Consider the following 19,270-nt stretch of genomic DNA (forward strand, 5'->3'; position numbering starts at 1 on the left):
GTTGACTACACCGAGTATAAAATCGATGGGGACGACAATGCCAGAAACCAGATGGCGGAACGAGCCAACGGAGGTCGAACGGTACCCCAAATTTTTATCAATAACCAACACATTGGCGGTTGCGATGAGTTGTATGATTTAGACGGTAAGGGACAATTGGAGTCTTTGTTAACTCAGGCAGCGGGCTAATTTTTAGGTTGAAGGTTAGTTGGTTGAAAGTTGAAGGTTGGAGGTTAGTTGGTTGGAGGGTTAAGGTTGAAGGGTTAGTAAGCATTCAGTAGGTTGAAGGTTGAAGGCGTAGGGTGTGTTAGGGGCGGACTTGCCCTTATTTTTCGCCTCGTAGCCAGGGTTGAGATAGTCTGCCCCGTAACGCACCACCAAAAGGCTGGCCCTGATTTTCCACCTCTTTGCCAGTTTTGGGAAAGCCTGTCCGAGGCAGGAAACGGGCAAGATGCCCGTTCCACCCACCGGGTCAAACAGTAACAATCGGATACAGTTGAAAGTTAATTGGTTGAAGGTTAGTTGGTTGCAGGGTTAAGGTTGAGTGGTTAAGCTTTCAGGGTGAATCAAGATAGTGAAACAGGAAAGTAACAAGCGAGAGTTAGCCACCTAATTTATTGGGTGGGCGTGGAGCGTGCCGGGATTTATCCCGGCTATCGTGTTTAAGGTAGTTTTCCATTCCTTCCTAGGTACTCCATGAACTCAGACAAGCTCAAGCCAGAAGACTCTGCCATATTTTTAATATTTCCCCAAGCTATTTTTGTAACCTTAACACTGTAAGTCTTTTTGCTTTCCTCATAGATACTTGGTCTCCCGACTCTTCTCTTTTTTTCTGGCATATGTTTGACCCATTCATTACGGTAGTATATAATTAAATTAGCACAGCAAAAGGTCGATGCAATATGTATGGTTGTCAACAACATTTAATAACTACGACACCTGATAATAGAGCAATTATCGAGTTTATCTGTTCAGAAGCTAACAAGTTAACTAACTGCGGGATTTATTACTGCCGTCAATTGTTGTTCAAAGCTGGAAGGTATCTTACAAATGCCGATCTGGATAAGATAATGAAGACAAATCATCACTTCAAGGCAATGAGGTCAGCTTGTGCTCAGCAGACACTACACGGAGTAATAGAATCCTTTAAGTCTTACAAAGCCTTAAACAAGCTATATAAGAAAGGTCAGCTAGCAAACAAGCCTAGAGTTCCTAATTATAGAAAAAAGGGGGGATTGGCTGTTGTTAGCTATCCGGCTAGATGGGTGAAGCTGATAAAGGGTCAGCTTAAGTTTACTCTAGGAAAACAGATTAAAGCATGGTTTGGGATAGACCATTTCCTTCTACCTATGCCTTCCAATATTGACTACAAAGCGATAAAAGAGTATCGATTTGTACCAAGAAACGGGTGCTTGTATCTAGAGTTCGTCTATGAGAGAACAGCTCCTGAAGCAGTTACTCAAACAGGTGAAGTCTTAGGGATTGATCCTGGTTTAAATAACTGGTTAACCTGCGTGTCTACTACAGGTAAGTCGTTTATATTAGATGGAAGAAAAGTTAAGTCTCAAAACCAGTGGTACAACAAGCGTGTAGGTGCTATCAAAAAGGGTAAAAGTAGAGACTACTGGGACGAACATCTAGCTTTTTTGATTGAAAAGCGAAATCGACAAATGCGAGACAACGTAAATAAAGCCGCTAGATTCATAGTTAACTGGTGCTTAAGGAATAACGTTAGTACAGTCGTATTTGGTTGGAACAAGCGCAACAAAGACAGCATCAATATTGGAAAAAAGAATAATCAGCAGTTTGTTCAGATACCTACTGCTAAATTAAAAAGTCGGATAGAACAGCTATGTATTGAGTACGGTATCAAATTCGTTGAGACTGAAGAAAGTTACACCAGCAAGGCTAGCTTTTTAGACCGTGATTTTTTGCCTACACTTGGTGGAAAACCCGTTCGCGAAGCGTGCCCTTCGGGCTTGGGGTGGAAAGAAAGTGGGAGAAGAGTTAGACGTGGGCTTTACAAGTCTGGAAAGGGCGAATTGATAAATGCTGACTGCAACGGAGCAGCCAACATTCTTCGCAAAGTATCGACACAGCTAGAGTTTTCTCTGGCCGAGGTCGGAAGGGCAGTTTTGAACCTGCCACAACGATACAAGCTGGACTCTCTATCTAGATCGTATCGTGAAGCGTTGCGCAGAGGTGCGACCCATGGCGAATTTAATTCGCCTATGGAAAGCGCACCAAGCGTGGTTTTAACCCGCGAAGCAACATCCGCTTAGAATCCATGTGGTTTCAACCCGTGGAGAGTTCAAGCTGAAGTATTATTCTTTACTGGTGGTAACCAGTGCGACTACGTTGAGAATTTCCAGGGCACAGACCTTCATAATGCGATCGCTTATGTGCTTGATAAAGGTGGCGCTATTGGTGGAACCAGTCTTGATTAATATTATAAAATCTATAACTTAGATTAATTACTATAAACCCCAAAGTTAGGTATTGAAATTAACAATTGAAAATTTAAAATAGCAATTACCAATTAATCCTTATACCCCTATTTCCCCACGCTTCCCTCTCTTCCCTGCTCCCTGCTCCCTACTCCCTGCTCCCTGCTCCCTACTCCCCAGAATGGAAGTACCTAACCCGATTGATAACTCCTATCTCATCCATCGCAAATGGATGACTGTTGCCATAGAAATTGCCCAGAAAGCTGGTGAAGCGGGTGAGGTACCAGTGGGTGCGGTGATTGTAGATAATGAAGGTAAGTTAATTGCTACAGGAGAGAATCGCCGAGAGCGGGACAAAGACCCCACTGCTCATGCGGAAATCCTGGCACTCCGTGCTGCTGGTCAACAGCTGCAAAGTTGGCATCTTAATCACTGCACTCTCTACGTTACTTTGGAACCTTGTCCCATGTGTGCCGGAGCGATTATCCTAGCACGACTCGGTCTTCTGGTTTATGGTGTAGACGATCCTAAAACTGGCAGCATTCGCACCGTTGCTAATCTTCCTGATAGTGCTTGTTCTAATCATCGGTTGCCAGTTTTAGGGGGAATTATGGAATCCGTTTGTCGGGAACAGTTGCAATCTTGGTTTGCCGAGCGACGCAAAAGACCGTAAGCTATCAGCTATCAGCTATCAGCTATCAGCTATCAGCTATCAGCTATCAGCTATCAGCTATCAGCTATCAGTTTATGGGCGCTTGGGCAAGCTACACCCAATAGCTTTTGAATAAGCGATGCAGTTGCTCACGGGGGTTTCCCCCATGAGCAACTGCATCCAGAAAACAGGTAAGCCTTAGTTTAATAATCTGAGTAAAGTCACAGCGTCAAAGTCTATGGCACAAAGCTGTTCGCGCAGCGTGGGCCAAAAGCCCACGGCTGACGGCTGACGGCTGACGGCTGACGGCTGACGGCTGACGGCACCTCAAGCAGCACCTCAAGTAGCGCATATGCTTACCTTCAGCCACGCCATTAATAGCTTCAGTATCCATAGGGAACAGATCAGGGCATGACACCACAAGAAGTGTCCTGTGAGTGTCAGATATTGAGATCGAAACCACATACAGTAGAACTGAAGGTTAAGGATTTAGGACAAACCCTTGATCATTGATAGTTTAGCTCTACTTGCAGTAAGTAGGATTGAGCAATGACAACAACGCTAAAACATACTTCTGATTATGGTAACGATCACGGTAACGCCATCAAAACCATGTCTGTAGATTCTGGTATTTGCCACGGGTTAACTAACATTATCTATCCCTTAGCACGGCGTGTTGTTATTCCGTTTCATTTTGGTCAACTTACCGTAACAGGGCAAGAGAACGTTCCTAAAACAGGTCCTGTTATTTTAGCTCCCACCCATCGCTCTCGTTGGGATGCGTTAATGGTTCCTTACGCCGTTGGCAAACCTGTAACCGGACGTGACTTGCGGTATATGGTCTCAGCCAATGAAATCTATGGCATACAGGGTTGGTTTATCCGTCGTCTAGGAGGGTTCCCCGTAGATACTGGACGTGGAGGAATTAGCAGTATCCGTCACACTGTCGAACTCCTGAGCAATGGCGAAGTACTGGTAATGTTTCCTGAAGGCAATATTTTCCGTAATGGTGAAGTAAACCCCTTAAAACCTGGTATGGCTCGTATTGCCTTGCAGGTAGAATCATCTCACCCTGGTATTGGTCTCAATATTGTACCGATTGCTCTTAATTATAGCCAGCCTATTCCTAAATGGGGTTGTGACGTCAAAGTGACTGTTGGATCTGCGATTAGTGTAGGAGATTATTCTACCAAGTCAGTTAAAAAAGGAGCTGCACAGCTTACCCATGACCTATATACAGCCATGACTAACTTAGACAGGAGTTATAGCGCTACGCGCAAGTCAGAAGTCAGAAGTCAGAAGTCAGAAGTCAGCTTAGACTAAGTTTCGGAGTTTAGCAATGTCAAACATCTCAATGCGTAGTGCTATATGGAGAAAACTGTTCCAAAGAAAAGCTCCTGTAAAGTACAGGAGCCTTAAAAATCACTTAGCTTTTAGTTAGCCATTAATTAGCCATTAATTAGACTTTACTTAGTGTGATTTACCATTGAGTTATTAACTCAATCCCATCACCTAGTCAAGGTCAGGCATTTCAAGTACTGCCTCAGTGTCACGGTCAATACCTTTCTCGAATCCAGCCGCAGCAGCCCGTGCGCGACCAGCGTGCCAGAGGTGACCAACTAGGAAGAAGAAGGCCATTACAAAGTGGAAACTAGCCAACCAAGCACGAGGGTTGACATAGTTGAAGGAATTTGCCTCAGTAATAATGCCACCTACAGAGTTGATGGAACCGTTAGGAGCATGGGTCATGTACTCAGCAGCACGACGTAGCTGCCAAGGCTGAATGTCATTTCTGAGCTTGTTAACATCCAGACCATTGGGACCCCGTAGAGGCTCCAACCACGGACCTTGGAAGTCCCAGAAGCGCATGGTTTCACCACCGAAGATGATTTCACCAGTAGGAGAGCGCATCAGGTATTTACCCAGACCAGTAGGCCCTTGGGAAGACGCAATGTTAGCACCTAGGCGTTGGTCACGGGCTAAAAACACGAAAGACTGAGCTTGAGACGCTTCAGCATTAGTAGGGCCATAGAACTCGCTAGGATAAGCGGTGTTGTTGAACCACACGTAGCAAGAGCAAATGAAGCCCATCATGGACAAGGCACCTAAGCTGTAGGAGAGGTAAGCTTCTCCAGACCAGACAAAGGCACGACGAGCCCAGCCGAAGGGTTTAGTCAGAATGTGGAATACACCACCAAAGATGCAGATCAGACCAATCCAGATATGACCGCCAATGATGTCTTCCATGTTGGCGACACCAATAATCCAACCTTCTCCACCGAAGGGAGCATCGACTAAGTAGCCGAAGATCACACCGGGGTTCAGGGTTGGGTTGGTGATCAAACGAACCGCACCACCACCGGGTGCCCAAGAGTCATAAACACCGCCGACGAACATGGCCTTGATCACCAGCAAGAAGGCACCCAATCCTAAAATGATCAGGTGGAACCCGATGATACTAGTCATCTTGTTCTTGTCCTTCCAGTCGTAACCAAAGAAGTTAGAATAATTTTCTAAGGCTTCAGGACCACGAACGGCGTGATAAATACCGCCGAAGCCCAATACGGCAGAAGAAATCAGGTGTAGGACACCAATAACAAAGTAGGGGAAAGTGTCAACAATTTCGCCACCAGGACCAACACCCCAACCCAAAGTAGCCATGTGAGGGATTAGAATTAATCCTTGCTCGAACACAGGCTTTTCGGGAATGTAGTGAGCAACCTCAAATAGGGTCATTGCGCCAGCCCAGAAAACGATCAGGCCAGCATGGGAAACATGAGCTCCCAGCAACTTACCAGAGAGGTTGATCAGACGGGCATTACCAGACCACCAGGCGAAACCGGAAGATTCTTGGTCACGATTGCCCGCAACCATACCAACATTATTAGAGAGCGTTACCACGCGGTAGTACCTCCTCAGGGAACTCAAAGTTTTGGTGAGGTTGGTCTGCCGGAGCCATCCAAGCCCGGAGACCCTCATTTAGCAAAATGTTCTTAGTATAGAACGTCTCAAATTCTGGATCTTCTGCTGCCCGGATTTCCTGGGACACGAAGTCATAGGCTCGCAGGTTCAATGCTAAACCTACAATTCCTACTGCACTCATCCACAAGCCAGTTACTGGCACAAACAGCATAAAGAAATGCAGCCAGCGCTTGTTGGAGAAGGCAATGCCGAAGATTTGAGACCAGAACCGGTTAGCGGTGACCATTGAGTAGGTCTCTTCCGCTTGGGTCGGGTTGAACGCCCGGAAGGTATTGGCTTTGTCACCATCCTGGAACAGGGTATTTTCCACCGTTGCCCCATGAATGGCACACAGCAGAGCACCACCGAGTACCCCAGCTACGCCCATCATGTGGAAGGGATTCAGTGTCCAGTTGTGGAAGCCTTGCAGGAACAGGATGAAACGGAAGATACCCGCTACTCCGAAGCTAGGAGCAAAGAACCAGCTGGACTGTCCCAACGGGTACATCAGGAACACGCTGACAAATACTGCAATCGGCGCACTGAATGCGATCGCGTTGTAGGGTCTAATGCCTACTAGACGAGCAATTTCAAATTGCCGCAGCATGAACCCAATCAGACCAAATGCTCCGTGGAATGCTACGAAGCTCCACAACCCTCCTAGTTGGAACCAGCGAGTCAAGTCTCCTTGGGCTTCTGGTCCCCACAACAGCAGTAGGGAATGTCCCAGACTGTTGGGAGGAGAGGACACTGCTACGGTCAGGAAGTTACAACCTTCTAGGTAAGAAGATGCTAAGCCGTGGGTGTACCAAGAGGTTACAAAGGTGGTACCAGTTAGCCAGCCCCCTAACGCCATGTAGGCACAGGGGAACAACAGAATGCCGGACCAGCCGACGAATACAAAGCGATCGCGCTTGAGCCAGTCATCGAGGATGTCAAACCATCCTCTGGTGCTGGGGGCGCGTCCTACTGCTACTGTCATAGATTCAAATCCTCATACATATAACGATTTGCAAGGATTCAAAATTGGGACGCTTTTACGTCTTTTTAGCGACACTTCCACCCTTTTAGAGGTGGATTTCCCTTAGATTTCAGTGAGGCAAGAGTCACTTTCCTCTTACAGGATGGTCTTTTAACGGGATCCCACAGGCTATCAGGTTAGGCTGTGGTCACTTAATGTTTCTTAAACTATCACGCAGTTAAACCCTTGACTTGATTCTCCCATAAGGAGAGTTGGGTTACAAACGTTACATACAATAATAATAAATACCAAAAATTTTACAAAATTACACATACTCCTCAGATTTTTTTGAGATTTGGTGTCAAAAGTTACATAATTTCCCTGTCTTGGTCAAAAATGTGATACAAGTTCTAGATGAGCTCGCTGGAGTATCCATAACTTACTGATTTACTCTCGGTCCTCAGCACTATTGTCAAGTCAGATTTCATAGAGGCAACCACATCTTCTCATGGCAGCATCCACCAACCAACTGGAAAACCTGGTACTTCGACAATCGGTTCTTGGCTCTCGCCGTTTGAGCAACTATTTAGTGGCAGGAGCTGTATCTATAGGAGGTATAGGCTTTTTCCTGGCAGGGCTTTCGAGTTATCTCAACATGGATCTACTCCCGATTGGAGATGCAACCAACCTAATTTTTATCCCTCAGGGAGTAGCAATGGGTTTCTATGGCGTTGCTGCGCTGTTGCTATCTCTCTACCTATGGCTAACCATTTATTGGGATATCGGCGGAGGCTACAATGAATTTAACCAAGAAACAGGTATGGTCAGAGTAGTGCGGTCTGGCTTTCCCGGTAAAAACCGTGAAGTCGAATTCAGTTGCCGTACAGAAGATGTCCAGTCGATTCGAGTAGACATCAAAGAGGGTCTAAATCCACGCCGAGTCCTCTACGTGCGCACTAAGGATCGTCGGGAAGTTCCTCTGACTCGTGTCGGTCAACCCATCTCCCTTTCGGAATTAGAAAATCAGGGAGCAGAGCTGGCTCGTTTCTTAGGAGTTCCCTTGGAAGGGTTGTAAATTCCTAGGTGGCACACTCCCCCATCAAGTTGCTTCCTGCTTAAATAAAGCTTCTTAAATAATTCAGTAGTATAGGCTACAGAAACCTAGAAAGTTAACAAGATAATGAGAATAAATATCCGGCGCTGGCTATCGGTGATTTTAGTAGTGTTAGGTCTGGTAATAGCAGGATGCAGCAACCCAATGGCAAACTCAACGGAATCATCAACTCCCCAAAACAACCCTACTCCTGCTGAAACCACCAGCAATCCCCAATTCAGCAATTTACCCCGACTAGACAACAAAGCTACTGTTGAGCTGAGGGTAAAAGGCTCACCGATTACTATTGAAGTGGATGGAACCAATGCCCCGATTACAGCTGGCAACTTTGTGGATCTGGTTCAAAAGGGTGTTTATGACGGACTAGTGTTTCACCGAGTGGTAAGGGAACCTCAACCATTTGTTGTCCAAGGTGGTGATCCCCAAGGAAAAAATCCAAAATTCCCAGTAGAGCTTCTGGGCACAGGGGGGTTCATAGATCCACAAACGAAGGAAACTCGCTACATCCCACTAGAAATTAAGCCGAAGGGGGCAGAGGAACCGATATACAGAAAAACCTTTAAGGTAGCCGGAATTAATAGTGATCCTCAGTTGACTCATACTCGTGGTGCTGTTGCCATGGCTCGTTCCCAAATGCCAGACTCAGCCTCTTCACAGTTTTACTTTGCCCTAGCAGAACTGCCTTTCTTGGATGGGGACTATGCTGTATTTGGCTATGTCACTAAAGGTATGGATGTGGTAAACAAAATTCAGCAAGGCGATCGCATTGAATCAGTCAAGGTCATTCAAGGCATCGAAAACCTGAAGAAAGCTGAAGATAAAGAATAACGATCTTTCAACGAATCCGTGCAGGTATGCGTTACTGGGATTGGATTAGTATCTGCTTTAGGCAACCTCAAACCCAGTTGGCAGCATTTGCTAAACGGTGAGTCAGCTATTAGCTGGTATCAACCCTTCGCCAATTTATCACCTCTACCGTTGGCTATGATTGGTAAGACACCAGCTTCTATTGAACAGCTGACCTACCAGGTTGTAGCAGATGCTCTTGAAGATGCTAAATTAACCATCCCTCTCAAGGATTGTGGTGTGGTGATTGGTTCCAGTCGTAGCTGTCAGGCGGCTTGGGAGCAACTAGCCCAGGAACAGATGACTAGTCAGAGCAAACTCGACACCGAACCAGAGTATAAGCGATTCGATATCTTAAATGAGACCTTAACTCTAGAGCATTGGTTAGATACTCTACCCCATCAACCAGCTATTGCTGCTGCCCATTACATCGGTTCCTTTGGGCCAGTCCTAGCACCAATGGCAGCTTGTGCAACAGGAATTTGGGCGATCGCTCAAGGATTTGAATTGATTCAAACTGGTCAATGCCAACGAGTCATTGCTGGTGCTGTAGAAGCACCAATTACTCCTCTAACCCTAGCCGGATTTACTAAAATGGGGGCTCTAGCAAAAACTGGTGCTTACCCCTTTGACAAGCAACGTCAAGGCTTGGTGTTGGCAGAGGGAGGTTCTGTCTTGGTATTGGAGTCAGAGGATTTGGCTCGTCGTCGAGCCGCCCCTATCTATGGAAAATTACTGGGGTTTGGCTTAACCTCGGACGCTTATCATGTCAGTAAACCTAACCCAAATCGACAGAGTGCGATCGCAGCTATCAAACAATGTCTAGACCGCAGCCACCTATTTCCTAAAAATATTGATTATATCCATACCCACGGTACCGGAACCAAACTTAATGACCAGAATGAAGCGGAGCTGATTCAGCAGCTATTTCCCCAAGGGGTGGCAATCAGTTCTACCAAAGGAGCCACCGGTCACACTCTTGGTGCTTCTGGAGCCATTGGTACTGCTTTGTGTCTAATCGCTTTAAAACACCAAACCTTACCCCCTTGTATTGGGTTGAGGGAACCGGAATGGGATTTGGATTTCGTAACTATAGCGCGTCAGTGCCAAGTCAGGCAGGCACTATGTTTTAGCTTTGGTTTCGGGGGGCAAAATGCAGTAACCGCTTTAGGAATACCCAGGAATTGCCGACATTAACCCACAATAATATCGTATAGGTGATATCGTTAAGGAAACATTAAGTTTAATTAAATATACAAAACCAATCCCCTTGGGATTTAGGTTAAATCGACTTCATGCCGCAATTAGGAGCAACCCATAATAGTTATGATGTCCAACCAATCCCTTTCCTCTGACCAATATTGTGATCAGTCCAAGGATGACTATCCCCAGCACTTGGACAAGCCAGAGGAAGCTTGCGGAGTCTTTGGTATCTATGCACCAGAGCAAGATGTCGCTAAGCTGACTTACTTTGGTCTATTTGCCCTACAGCACCGAGGTCAGGAATCATCAGGGATTGCTACCTTTGATGACAAGCAGCTCCATGTCTACAAAGATATGGGGCTAGTCTCCCAGGTCTTTAATGAAGAAATTTTGGATCAGCTACCTGGTCAGATTGCCGTTGGTCATAACCGCTATTCTACCACTGGTTCTAGCCATATCGCCAATGCTCAACCAGCCGTGGTGGAAACTCCCTTAGGACCGTTGGCTTTGGCTCATAACGGTAACTTGGTCAACACTATCCAATTACGTGATGATTTACTCAAGCATAACTCTAACTTGATGACCACTACCGATTCAGAACTAATCGCCCTAGGGATCGCTGCAGAGGTTAACCATGGCAAAGGGTGGTTGGAGGCAGCAATGAGTGCCTTTCAATCTTGCCAAGGAGCGTTTAGTTTAGTGATTGGCACACCGGATGGATTAATGGGTGTTCGTGACCCCAATGGCATTCGCCCTCTAGTGATTGGCACCTTAGGTGGCAATTCTGGGGGCTACGTCCTGGCATCAGAAACCTGTGGTTTAGATATTATCGGTGCTGACTATCTGCGGGATGTGGAACCGGGAGAATTAGTCTGGATTAATGACGAAGGCATTGCTTCCTTCGACTGGAGTCAAAAGCCAGAGCGCAAAGTTTGTATCTTTGAGATGATTTACTTTGCTCGCCCTGATAGCATCATGGATGATCAAACTGTGTTTAGCTATCGGTTACGCCTAGGGCGTCAGCTGGCAAAAGAGTCAACACCAGATGCGGACATGGTGATTGCTGTACCCGATTCCGGTGTCCCGGCAGCTATCGGCTTTTCCCGAGAGTCCGGTATTCCTTACGGAGAGGGACTGATTAAAAATCGCTATGTAGGTCGCACCTTTATCCAACCCACTCAGAGTATGCGAGAAACTGGCATCCGAATGAAACTTAATCCCCTCAAAGATGTCTTAGTTGGTAAACGAGTGGTACTAGTAGATGACTCCATTGTTCGAGGAAACACCAGCAGCAAACTTATCAAAGCTTTGCGTGATGCAGGTGTAGCTGAAGTACATATGCGAGTCTCCTCGCCCCCAGTCACTCATCCTTGCTTCTTTGGAATAGACACCGATAACCAAGAGCAACTGATTGCCGCCACCAAGTCAGTAGCAGAAATAGCCAATTATATTGGTGTGGATTCCCTCGCTTATCTGAGTTGGGAGGGAATGATGCTAGCCACAAGGAAAGACTCCAAGAGTTTCTGCTCTGCTTGTTTCACAGGTCATTACCCTGTTCCCCTTTCAGAAGAACTCAAGCGTTCTAAATTGATGCTGGAAGAGGTACAGGTTTGAAGGTAAAAGAAAAAAGGTAAAAGGTGGCACCACACCCATAACAGGGTGAATAAATTCTCCCGATCCCTTTGCCTTTTTCCTGCCCCCCGATCTTTGGGGGGATAAGGGCAGCCTTGATGATACTGTTGGCGGCTTAGTAAATTTATTGAGGTTGCCAAGGCTGATCATCCCCTAAAGTTAAGAAATTCTACACGAGCTCTGCTAATGCCCACCATTGTTCAATACATAGGTTATTATTATCACTGAGTGGTTATTATTATCACTGAGTGATTAAAAACGATTATGGGTGAAGCAAAACGCCGGAAAGCAGCACTGGGAGAAGACTACGGGAAAGAAGCCAACATATTTCCATGGCTCCCGATAACTAAAAGTCAGGGTGAGCAGTTTGTTAAATGGACGACTAGGGGAGCTTGGGCTGGTATTGTCTTTATGATTGTATTCTGGCTAACGGTGAGATTTATAGGACCGGCATTTGGTTGGTGGCAAGTAAATTAACATCTAAGGCTCGCTAATAACACGGAACTATCGGTTGTGCTTGAACCGGTAGTTAGGTTAGTTAAAGAATTTCCATAAACATATAGAAACTACTAATGTATATCCCTTGACTCATGAAAATTATGACAAGGGAGCCAATTTGCCTTGACCGACAGGTTAATTTTGGGATAGAACAAGGCAAGAGATTAAGGAAAAGATTGACAAGAGTCTATTTCTTAGAAAAATCCCCCAATTTTATCCTGATTTATCTTGAAACATGAAGATTAAATTTTTAAGAAAGAATAGAAGCTCTAAAATCTAGGAGTGGTGTTTGGAGAACAGAAGTGTTTATACGACTTGCAGAGGAGCACCGTCAATTTGTCCGAGATTTAGTAATGAATCTACAGGCGTTGGCAATTGTACTAGAAAACCAAGGCTATTTAGCCTCCTGCTACACCTGTGGTGGGCAGATGAATAGCGCATCGTTTATGGTTAGCTTGGGGGACAATCACCTGATTCGATTTTTGGTTTCAGATTACGGGATCACTTGGACTGAAATGCGCGATGACCGAGAGCTGATGAAGTTGGAAGGTGCTGAAGCAATTGGTCAACTACAAGATCTCGCCAATCTGGTTAAATACCGAATTCGTCCTTCAGAATCTCACCCTGCCCTTAAGTTACCAGTGCCGTGACCTTAGAACTGAGTAAGGCAAAACAGGAATCCAACCAGGATTGGTAAACACAGATTCCTAAATACAGATAGATAGCACAGTTTTATCCATATAATCCTGTCCATCTGTGTTTTGATCAACATCAACAGCGAAAGGGAAAAATTGATGGCTGGCTAATTGGTGGCTGGCTAATTGAGTGTTGAAGGTTAACTGTTAACTCTCAACACTCAACTTGAAATACTTCATCCAAAGCAAAAGCCCATAGAGTGCTTTACCAAAGGTTAAGACCGACGGCTAAGAGGTAGTACCAAATTGTCTGTCATCAAAGCAGTACAGGGGGATAATTTGAGCTTTTTCCTGGACAGCTTGATAGAGTGGTTCATGGTCATGGATCCGTAAATCGTTGCGATACCAGATCAGGATAAGTTTTTGATTCACAGTGGCTGAGGTCGGTTCTGTTTGATTTTGCCAAGATCCACGAAAGCACGAAAATGCCATTAGGCCGTAGTCCTTATGTCATCTGATGGTTAGGGGTGCTTTTTGAAGTTGCAGATTTTTGTAGTCCGATTGGATGGCATGCTGCAACTGCTGTAGCTGTGCGCTAGTAGTGCATTTTTCCACTTTACCAGCGTCACCCTTACGGATCAATTGCTCTACTGTGTCTCGGCGTTCGCGTAGCGTGGCCTAAAGGCCATCGACAAACAGAACATCAGACCAGAGCTAGATTTTGAGAATCCATGATTCAGGAATGTCGGTAAGTATGGCAATTTGGCGCTTAGTAATGGGAAACTTCTTAGGCGCTTTGATGCGGCGAAATAAAACAGTGATTAGAGCCAAGAATTTGGTTTTATTGATGATTTGGTTGAGATAGGTGCTTTGTCATAGCGATCGCTGGCACAATGTCATCTAGTGTGATGTCGAACATGAAGGTGAATCGAGCATCAGGTATTAAGCAGCGCAGTGCTTGTAGATGGGCTTCTGCTTGATTTCGGCGGCGAAAGCGAGGGACAACGATTCCCTGGCATTTAGGCAGATGGCGGATGATGCGCCAAGGAAATAGTTCATCTTTATAGCTCATTGATGCACTCCTAATTAATTGCTTGTTGTATTCTAAGAAAAGAAAGTTTTGTAGTCCCATCTTGATCCAACACAGTGATGGGCGATTTACAGACTTAATTCCACAGACTTAATTCCAATACATGTGTGTAATTATGTTCATTAAGTTATCAAGTGTCTATGCTTAAAATAAGCTTCTGATCTAACTTTGGTGTGTAGGCGATGAGCCCAAGCAATGAGAAGCACACAGACAAAACAAGGAGAATATAAAATCCGAGTTAACAAACATGCTAACGCCAAGCAGCATTAAGAAACTAGACAAATTGGCCAAGAGGTTGAAGAGCAGTCGCAGCGAGTTGGTAGAGCAGTTTGCTAGAAGTCAAGACAATCCTAGTCTGGTTGCCAGACACAAATGCTGGAGGCGCACACCTATAGGGAATTTAATTCTTAATGGTAAGAGCGCACCTAGGGTATTTTTGACTCAGAGATCCAATCAGGTTGGAATCCCACGGCAGAAGCGGAAGTAGATATTAAGGAGCTCGAACGGCTATTAGAGGAGTTGCACAAACGACTTAATGCTAATTTTGCCAACAATCCGGAAGTCTGCGGTGACCTTAGAAGATCATTAGTGAGATGCATCTAACGCGATCGCATATCCTTTCCATCATAGATCGTCCCAGGTCGGCAAAAGATTCCTTAGGTAATCCTGTAGGCATGAACGCTCAACTGGAAAGTGCTAGCGTACAGCATCTTTCAAGTCATTTCATGATACAGTTTTCCATGAATAAACTCTTCCGATGTCTTGGTGCGCGTTCCCATGGCGAGGGAACCTCGCCGGGGTCGCACCGCTATCTAGGAATTCTTGTCACTCTTATCTTGAATAGTATCGGGCTACACTCCTGTACCCCTCAAATTAGTCCCTGTCACATTCAAACTCAAGAAGCTCGAAGTATAAGTGTGCAGTCTAATGAGCCTATCTATAACGAGATTTTTGGCAATCAAGAATGCTCACCTCAAAAGCTTGTCTTAAGAATTCCTGTAAACTCAATACAAGAAATTCCAGATACCAATAGTTTACTGAATCATAGATATACTCCCAATATTGTAACCTTATTAACATTTTCTCATCAACCTAAAAGTTTTTATATCAGACGTATTGATAACCATAAGGACGGATGGGTTTATAAAAAAGCTAGTTGCTTAGCTTGGAAATGGTCTAGGGAAGATGAGCAACAAGTTTTAAATTTAAGTCTGGAGAGAAATCTCCAAATTCGTGACCCTAAAATTAAAAGTGTTATTTTCATAGTTTCTTTGCCCTTTGAAATCAAAGATGCTCAAACCAATGTTAACCTTCAAGTTTACACCTGGGACTTATTTGAAGGAATTTATTATTTAAAACTCAAAAATTATCCCAATTTAAAAGAAATATTAAGACAAAAGGAGAGGAGAAGCAGTCAAGCCAGTAATGCATTTCGTGATGGGAAAACTGTTAAACATGAAATTCAAAAAGAATTAAACCAGATAGATGATATTGGAGGAATACATCTTAATAATTATTTTGAGTCAATACTGGATGGAGAATACCTCAAAAAATATACTCCTAGTTCAGAGTATAACTATTGCGAAATACCGGAGGATTTAAAAAAATTATAACGTTTAGTACTAGTATGAGTTTGGGGATTTGGACGACAAATTATAGGTAAAACCAAAGGTATAGGCTCCAAATGCTTCACCGGAAAAGAGTAAACTAACCAGACCCTAGTAGACACTACTCTACTTAATCAACTGATGTGATGAGATATGACTGAATTTGAACCAGCAACTACCAAGTCTGAAAACTATATTGAAAAGCCGGAAGATCGTGAAAAGCTTGAAGATTGGTATCGCAGAGAAAAAAGACTTCAAGTCTTAATAATTTTGATATTGTTAGCACTTTTAATAATTTCTAGTTTTGGACAGTTGGCTCTATTAGATTACTCGTTTGGGGAAAGACTTGCTCTGTCAAAGGGTGATAAAATATTTGGAATTGAGACTAAGAATTTACTCAGTTTATTGGTAACAGGTGCTTTACCCATAACCTCCATAGTAGATGGGTCTGGAATTATTAGCAAAAAAATTAAGATACCTTTACCATTAACTAATGGATTATCTATAATTTGGCTGGTGCTCTTAGGAGATATATTTTTGAATTTCCAAGCCGTATTAGTCAGCAACGAATCCGGAGCAGTAGATCAGTTAATACCGGTTATTGCTTTTGTTGTAGCCATAATTTTTTCCACAGCTTCCCTTTGTCTAAGTAGAGGCATAGTAGCCGCTAGCAAAAAATTCATGGCCGCCAGAAAAAATCTTCAAATCCTAATGGTATATGGGATTAACCCTACCCCCTTGTATAAGGATAATGAACAACTTAAGTTAAGAGAAGAGAATCAAGCAGCAACAACAAAGGCTGAACAGGAACGAAAAATAGTTGTAGAAGAAATTAATCAACACCAAGAAGCTTTAGAATTGGTAATAAAACTCGACAAAAATAAACTTAAATATCCCAAAATAGAAGCAAATAAAACCACAAAAAGTATCCAGGAAATTAACCAATTATTGAAAAAAAAATTAGAGCGGTTATTTTCCCCTAACCCTAAATGTATTCAAAACAAAAAAAGTATTAATGACGGGGATAAAACTGCCAAATAAAACTATAATAAAAACCGAGTTATTGACGAAAATAAAGTCTTTAAAATAAGCATTAATCTATCAGCATTAAGCGTGGATATGAATCCTAGTATGGTAAGCTGTTAGGCATTAAAAATGCCTAACAGTTTAGCCATTTTTTGATAAACCGCTTGCGACCCATAGACGCGAAGCGCGGCTCCGGTGTGCAGTAGGACGCGAAACCGAAGAGGGTTATATGCTCTGAGGGAACAGGCAAGGGGCAGCCAGAGGTTGGGCAGGTTCTGATATAGCACTACCCATTAAGATGTTTGACATTCCATAACTCCGAAACGTAAGTAATCGCTTACTTTTAGGTGCGACCCGTGGCGAATTTAATTTGCCGAACGCGCCCCGCGTCTCCTACGGAGAACGGAAAGCGCACCTTTGACTTCTGACCCAAGAACCTTGCTGACTTGCGCGTAGCGCTATACCCTTTCTTGAAAAGGGATGCCACATCAGATTGTCCGATGATTGGCTCGGGGTAATCGGTAATCCTACGACCATTACTCATTACCCATTACCAAAAGGGAGGAAAAAAAAGTCTATACTCTGGGATTTGAGCAACCAGACATTCTATATTTAGGGAAATTTGGCGAGAAGCTGCCAGAGGAAGTGAAACAAAAGGCGATGGAGACGAAACAGGCAATTGTTGATCACACAATTCAATTAACACGCGGGAGAATGGCACACGGCTTAAGGTCAAACCTAGATTAGATATGGAATAGTCAAAAACTAGACACCGATGAGCATTTAGCTTATCGACCATGACCTTCTACTTAGGGGAAATGACTTGGTATGGACAGATGTGAGTAGCCCCGATGGAGTGTTGTGAGCGGAGTGTTGTGAGCATTGGGTTACAGAGGCAATCAGAATCGATGCCATCAGCTGCCGTTTTTCCAGAGGAATCTGGCGGGAGTTCCCTATTTTACAGCTTGCAGTTATTGTGTGAGGATGTTAGATCAAATTGGAGTCAAAGGTACTACTCCTACTCCCGTTGCTATGGGAGTTATGTGAAGTACCGACAACTAAATCGAAGATTATGGTTGAGGCTTCTAGTTTCATCCGCTATCCCCTTCTGCGTAGAATCCCCCGTCCTTGACACCAGGGAGAGTTCAAAAAAGAACACACAAGCAGTGTTAATTCGCTTCCTTTCACTTATCAGGAACCCATTGTTAATGTTTAAGGAGTAAAGTATATAAACAATTATGCCCAGTAAACAAGTTTTTGTTCGAGAATACAAAGTAAGAGCCCACAGGCGTACTATCCATACACGGGTTTACAAGTTCATTTGCCACTACTGCAATACCCCTGCAGAGAGGGAGACTTATGCTACCTGTTGTCCCAAGTATGGAAATCGCTGCAAAGGAGTAGCCAGAAAGTGTCTTCGCTATCAACACGCTAACGAATCTGGGGGAAAAAAGTAGATGTCTTATGTTCCATCACAGCCATCGCTACCATCGCAAAGTCAAAACATGTTAGCAGATTTGGTTGATTACTACCGACAAATGGTGGAGTATCATGAACAAGCTGCCACAGTTGCAAGAGAACAGCTTAACCATGCTAAAGCTTTGCTAAATACAAATGCATTAGCTCTACCAGAAAACAACTCCAACAAGTTCCTGCCTCCTGGAAATAGCAACCACAACCAGCAGGAAAAATACTACCTCACCACGCCAGTAGCTGAATTGCCCGCAGACTTCTCCACTGAAACTGAATTAGAGGAGTCAGCATTAGCACTCAAACAACAACTCGATTACCAGGAGCAGAGGATTACAGAAGCCATTGACCGACTCCTGGAAACCCACAGGGGTACGATCTTCCGAGTTGATTACCTGATCAGGGAGCTGTTTGGAGAGTTGGATAAAGACGATATTGCCTCGAAAACTTCTCTGGTCAAATCCATTTTGTTGAAAGGAGAGAGCCAGGGGTTATGGGACTCTATCCCTGACTCTCCAGGTTGCTACACCTTTTCTCTTGAAGATTTTCCCGATTTAGTTGCTACCAATAAACCTCAGAGAAAGCCTGCCAAGAGCAAAGTTCGTCGGCCTTCTCCGCTACCTAAGTTAGAGCAATTAAAGTATATGACCTTATATGAGCTCGTGGCTTCTGTGTTAAGAGAACACTATCCACAGATCATGAGTGCCGCAGATGTTTTGGACGTGCTTTATCCTAATGGTTTGGATCCTAAGAAGAAAAATGTAGCCCGTAAATCCATTAGTAACACCTTAACTAAAGGATGTGAATCTAAAGGCTGGAAACGAGTCCAGCCGGGGCGATATATCTGGGCTGGCGGTTTCACCTAAAGCTGAGTTCCGACACAAACGTTGTTGGTTATTGACAAACTATAACAGGACTTAGGCAGTGACTTTATCTGTAGGGTGCGTTAATAAAGCACCCTACTACATAAGCGCATTTAATGCCCAGTTTTGCGTAAGTCCTGCTCTTGCTAAAGTGATGTCTGATTCTGATATGTATAGCAGAAGTCATTTGTCAGAAGTCATTTGTCAGAAGTCAAACTCTTGCGCTTCTTGATGCAATAGCGAGTGGGGGAAACCCCCAAGACCG

21 protein-coding genes and 1 pseudogene are annotated in these 19,270 nt (G+C 44.3%); 14 read left to right on the forward strand and 8 right to left on the reverse strand.

From position 1 onward, the window contains the following. The coding region (locus F6K38_RS21705) for a glutaredoxin domain-containing protein (protein WP_287257076.1) at positions 1-189 on the forward strand (189 nt) is incomplete at its 5' end. A gap of 60 nt (positions 190-249) precedes the next feature. Here the strand turns inward: F6K38_RS21705 and F6K38_RS21710 are convergent. Together F6K38_RS21710 and F6K38_RS21715 are read right to left on the reverse strand one after the other, a co-directional pair. Further along, the gene (locus F6K38_RS21710) at positions 250-486 is read right to left on the reverse strand and encodes a hypothetical protein (RefSeq protein ID WP_008183295.1); all 237 of its coding nucleotides are present in this window, start codon (positions 484-486) and stop codon (positions 250-252) included. A gap of 176 nt (positions 487-662) precedes the next feature. After that, positions 663-839 carry a hypothetical protein gene (locus F6K38_RS21715; RefSeq protein WP_008183297.1) on the reverse strand — a complete coding sequence of 59 codons (177 nt, stop codon included), beginning with the start codon at positions 837-839 and terminating at the stop codon, positions 663-665. A 63-nt stretch (positions 840-902) separates the two neighbouring features. On the opposite strand from F6K38_RS21715, the gene F6K38_RS21720 reads away from it, so the two are divergent. After that, positions 903-2,282 (forward strand): RNA-guided endonuclease InsQ/TnpB family protein, encoded by a 1,380-nt coding sequence (locus F6K38_RS21720; RefSeq protein WP_008183299.1) that lies wholly within the window; start codon positions 903-905, stop codon positions 2,280-2,282. A 346-nt stretch (positions 2,283-2,628) separates the two neighbouring features. Next, positions 2,629-3,120: a tRNA adenosine(34) deaminase TadA gene (tadA, locus tag F6K38_RS21725; protein ID WP_008183302.1), complete on the forward strand. Its 492-nt coding sequence runs from the start codon at positions 2,629-2,631 to the stop codon at positions 3,118-3,120. Between the two features lie 208 nt (positions 3,121-3,328). On the opposite strand, the gene F6K38_RS21730 is transcribed toward tadA, so the two are convergent. Then, a complete protein-coding gene (locus F6K38_RS21730) occupies positions 3,329-3,493 on the reverse strand; it encodes a hypothetical protein (RefSeq protein WP_287267417.1) in 165 nt (54 codons plus the stop codon). 218 nt (positions 3,494-3,711) lie between these two features. On the opposite strand from F6K38_RS21730, the gene F6K38_RS21735 reads away from it, so the two are divergent. Then, positions 3,712-4,422, forward strand: coding sequence for a lysophospholipid acyltransferase family protein (locus F6K38_RS21735; protein WP_008183304.1), 711 nt, complete (start codon positions 3,712-3,714; stop codon positions 4,420-4,422). Positions 4,423-4,611: 189 nt separating this feature from the next. On the opposite strand, the gene psbC is transcribed toward F6K38_RS21735, so the two are convergent. Together psbC and psbD are read right to left on the reverse strand one after the other, a co-directional pair. After that, complete coding sequence (gene psbC, locus F6K38_RS21740) at positions 4,612-6,000, reverse strand: photosystem II reaction center protein CP43 (protein WP_044492884.1); 1,389 nt, start codon at positions 5,998-6,000, stop codon at positions 4,612-4,614. Continuing rightward, positions 5,984-7,042 (reverse strand): photosystem II D2 protein (photosystem q(a) protein), encoded by a 1,059-nt coding sequence (psbD, locus tag F6K38_RS21745; RefSeq protein ID WP_008183309.1) that lies wholly within the window; start codon positions 7,040-7,042, stop codon positions 5,984-5,986. Before psbD ends, psbC begins: the two co-directional genes overlap by 17 nt. Before the next feature lie 487 nt (positions 7,043-7,529). Here psbD and F6K38_RS21750 point away from each other — a divergent pair, with 487 nt between their 5' ends. From F6K38_RS21750 to F6K38_RS21775, 6 genes are all read left to right on the forward strand, one after another. Continuing rightward, complete coding sequence (locus F6K38_RS21750) at positions 7,530-8,096, forward strand: photosystem I assembly protein Ycf4 (protein ID WP_008183311.1); 567 nt, start codon at positions 7,530-7,532, stop codon at positions 8,094-8,096. A 105-nt stretch (positions 8,097-8,201) separates the two neighbouring features. After that, a complete protein-coding gene (locus F6K38_RS21755; RefSeq protein ID WP_008183313.1) occupies positions 8,202-8,963 on the forward strand; it encodes a peptidylprolyl isomerase in 762 nt (253 codons plus the stop codon). Positions 8,964-8,981: 18 nt separating this feature from the next. Next, a complete protein-coding gene (locus tag F6K38_RS21760; protein WP_008183315.1) occupies positions 8,982-10,178 on the forward strand; it encodes a beta-ketoacyl-ACP synthase in 1,197 nt (398 codons plus the stop codon). 132 nt (positions 10,179-10,310) lie between these two features. Beyond that, the gene (purF, locus tag F6K38_RS21765) at positions 10,311-11,798 is read left to right on the forward strand and encodes an amidophosphoribosyltransferase (RefSeq protein WP_008183318.1); all 1,488 of its coding nucleotides are present in this window, start codon (positions 10,311-10,313) and stop codon (positions 11,796-11,798) included. A gap of 282 nt (positions 11,799-12,080) precedes the next feature. Continuing rightward, complete coding sequence (locus tag F6K38_RS21770; RefSeq protein WP_008183321.1) at positions 12,081-12,293, forward strand: DUF2839 domain-containing protein; 213 nt, start codon at positions 12,081-12,083, stop codon at positions 12,291-12,293. A gap of 323 nt (positions 12,294-12,616) precedes the next feature. Beyond that, complete coding sequence (locus F6K38_RS21775; RefSeq protein WP_044492888.1) at positions 12,617-12,964, forward strand: DUF1815 family protein; 348 nt, start codon at positions 12,617-12,619, stop codon at positions 12,962-12,964. A 276-nt stretch (positions 12,965-13,240) separates the two neighbouring features. On the opposite strand, the pseudogene F6K38_RS21780 reads toward F6K38_RS21775, so the two are convergent. Both F6K38_RS21780 and F6K38_RS21785 read right to left on the reverse strand, forming a co-directional pair. Further along, positions 13,241-13,441: pseudogene (locus tag F6K38_RS21780) on the reverse strand (deoxyribodipyrimidine photo-lyase); the annotation flags it as partial. 349 nt (positions 13,442-13,790) lie between these two features. Next, positions 13,791-14,021 carry a hypothetical protein gene (locus F6K38_RS21785; protein WP_287251353.1) on the reverse strand — a complete coding sequence of 77 codons (231 nt, stop codon included), beginning with the start codon at positions 14,019-14,021 and terminating at the stop codon, positions 13,791-13,793. Positions 14,022-14,286: 265 nt separating this feature from the next. Here F6K38_RS21785 and F6K38_RS43485 point away from each other — a divergent pair, with 265 nt between their 5' ends. The 3 genes from F6K38_RS43485 (at position 14,287) to F6K38_RS21795 (ending at position 16,687) form a co-directional block, all read left to right on the forward strand. Continuing rightward, entirely contained in the window at positions 14,287-14,526 is a 240-nt protein-coding gene (locus tag F6K38_RS43485) for a ribbon-helix-helix protein, CopG family (protein ID WP_008183332.1), read from the forward strand. Positions 14,527-14,956: 430 nt separating this feature from the next. After that, positions 14,957-15,652, forward strand: coding sequence for a hypothetical protein (locus F6K38_RS21790; RefSeq protein WP_131826914.1), 696 nt, complete (start codon positions 14,957-14,959; stop codon positions 15,650-15,652). Between the two features lie 147 nt (positions 15,653-15,799). Beyond that, a complete protein-coding gene (locus F6K38_RS21795) occupies positions 15,800-16,687 on the forward strand; it encodes a hypothetical protein (protein ID WP_287357436.1) in 888 nt (295 codons plus the stop codon). Positions 16,688-17,015: 328 nt separating this feature from the next. Here F6K38_RS21795 and F6K38_RS21800 read toward each other — a convergent pair whose 3' ends face one another. Then, complete coding sequence (locus F6K38_RS21800; RefSeq protein WP_287314616.1) at positions 17,016-17,216, reverse strand: hypothetical protein; 201 nt, start codon at positions 17,214-17,216, stop codon at positions 17,016-17,018. Positions 17,217-18,129: 913 nt separating this feature from the next. Here F6K38_RS21800 and F6K38_RS21805 point away from each other — a divergent pair. Continuing rightward, positions 18,130-19,008, forward strand: a complete 879-nt coding sequence (locus F6K38_RS21805) for a hypothetical protein (protein WP_075873597.1) — start codon at positions 18,130-18,132, stop codon at positions 19,006-19,008. Positions 19,009-19,270: the final 262 nt, after the last annotated feature.

The sequence above is a fragment of the Moorena sp. SIO3B2 genome (assembly GCF_010692525.1).
Taxonomy (GTDB): Bacteria; Cyanobacteriota; Cyanobacteriia; order Cyanobacteriales; family Coleofasciculaceae; genus Moorena; species Moorena producens.

Excerpts from the sequence above, each read along its gene's own strand:
- F6K38_RS43485 (WP_008183332.1), top strand. The coding sequence starts at position 14,287 with ATGCTAACGCCAAGCAGCATTAAGAAACTAGACAAATTGGCCAAGAGG.
- F6K38_RS21730 (WP_287267417.1), bottom strand. The coding sequence starts at position 3,493 with ATGGATACTGAAGCTATTAATGGCGTGGCTGAAGGTAAGCATATGCGC.
- psbD (WP_008183309.1), bottom strand. The coding sequence starts at position 7,042 with ATGACAGTAGCAGTAGGACGCGCCCCCAGCACCAGAGGATGGTTTGAC.
- F6K38_RS21750 (WP_008183311.1), top strand. The coding sequence starts at position 7,530 with ATGGCAGCATCCACCAACCAACTGGAAAACCTGGTACTTCGACAATCG.
- F6K38_RS21770 (WP_008183321.1), top strand. The coding sequence starts at position 12,081 with ATGGGTGAAGCAAAACGCCGGAAAGCAGCACTGGGAGAAGACTACGGG.
- F6K38_RS21720 (WP_008183299.1), top strand. The coding sequence starts at position 903 with ATGTATGGTTGTCAACAACATTTAATAACTACGACACCTGATAATAGA.
- F6K38_RS21755 (WP_008183313.1), top strand. The coding sequence starts at position 8,202 with ATGAGAATAAATATCCGGCGCTGGCTATCGGTGATTTTAGTAGTGTTA.
- F6K38_RS21800 (WP_287314616.1), bottom strand. The coding sequence starts at position 17,216 with ATGAGTAATGGTCGTAGGATTACCGATTACCCCGAGCCAATCATCGGA.
- F6K38_RS21735 (WP_008183304.1), top strand. The coding sequence starts at position 3,712 with ATGTCTGTAGATTCTGGTATTTGCCACGGGTTAACTAACATTATCTAT.
- purF (WP_008183318.1), top strand. The coding sequence starts at position 10,311 with ATGTCCAACCAATCCCTTTCCTCTGACCAATATTGTGATCAGTCCAAG.
- tadA (WP_008183302.1), top strand. The coding sequence starts at position 2,629 with ATGGAAGTACCTAACCCGATTGATAACTCCTATCTCATCCATCGCAAA.
- F6K38_RS21715 (WP_008183297.1), bottom strand. The coding sequence starts at position 839 with ATGCCAGAAAAAAAGAGAAGAGTCGGGAGACCAAGTATCTATGAGGAA.
- F6K38_RS21805 (WP_075873597.1), top strand. The coding sequence starts at position 18,130 with ATGTCTTATGTTCCATCACAGCCATCGCTACCATCGCAAAGTCAAAAC.
- F6K38_RS21795 (WP_287357436.1), top strand. The coding sequence starts at position 15,800 with ATGACTGAATTTGAACCAGCAACTACCAAGTCTGAAAACTATATTGAA.
- F6K38_RS21785 (WP_287251353.1), bottom strand. The coding sequence starts at position 14,021 with ATGAGCTATAAAGATGAACTATTTCCTTGGCGCATCATCCGCCATCTG.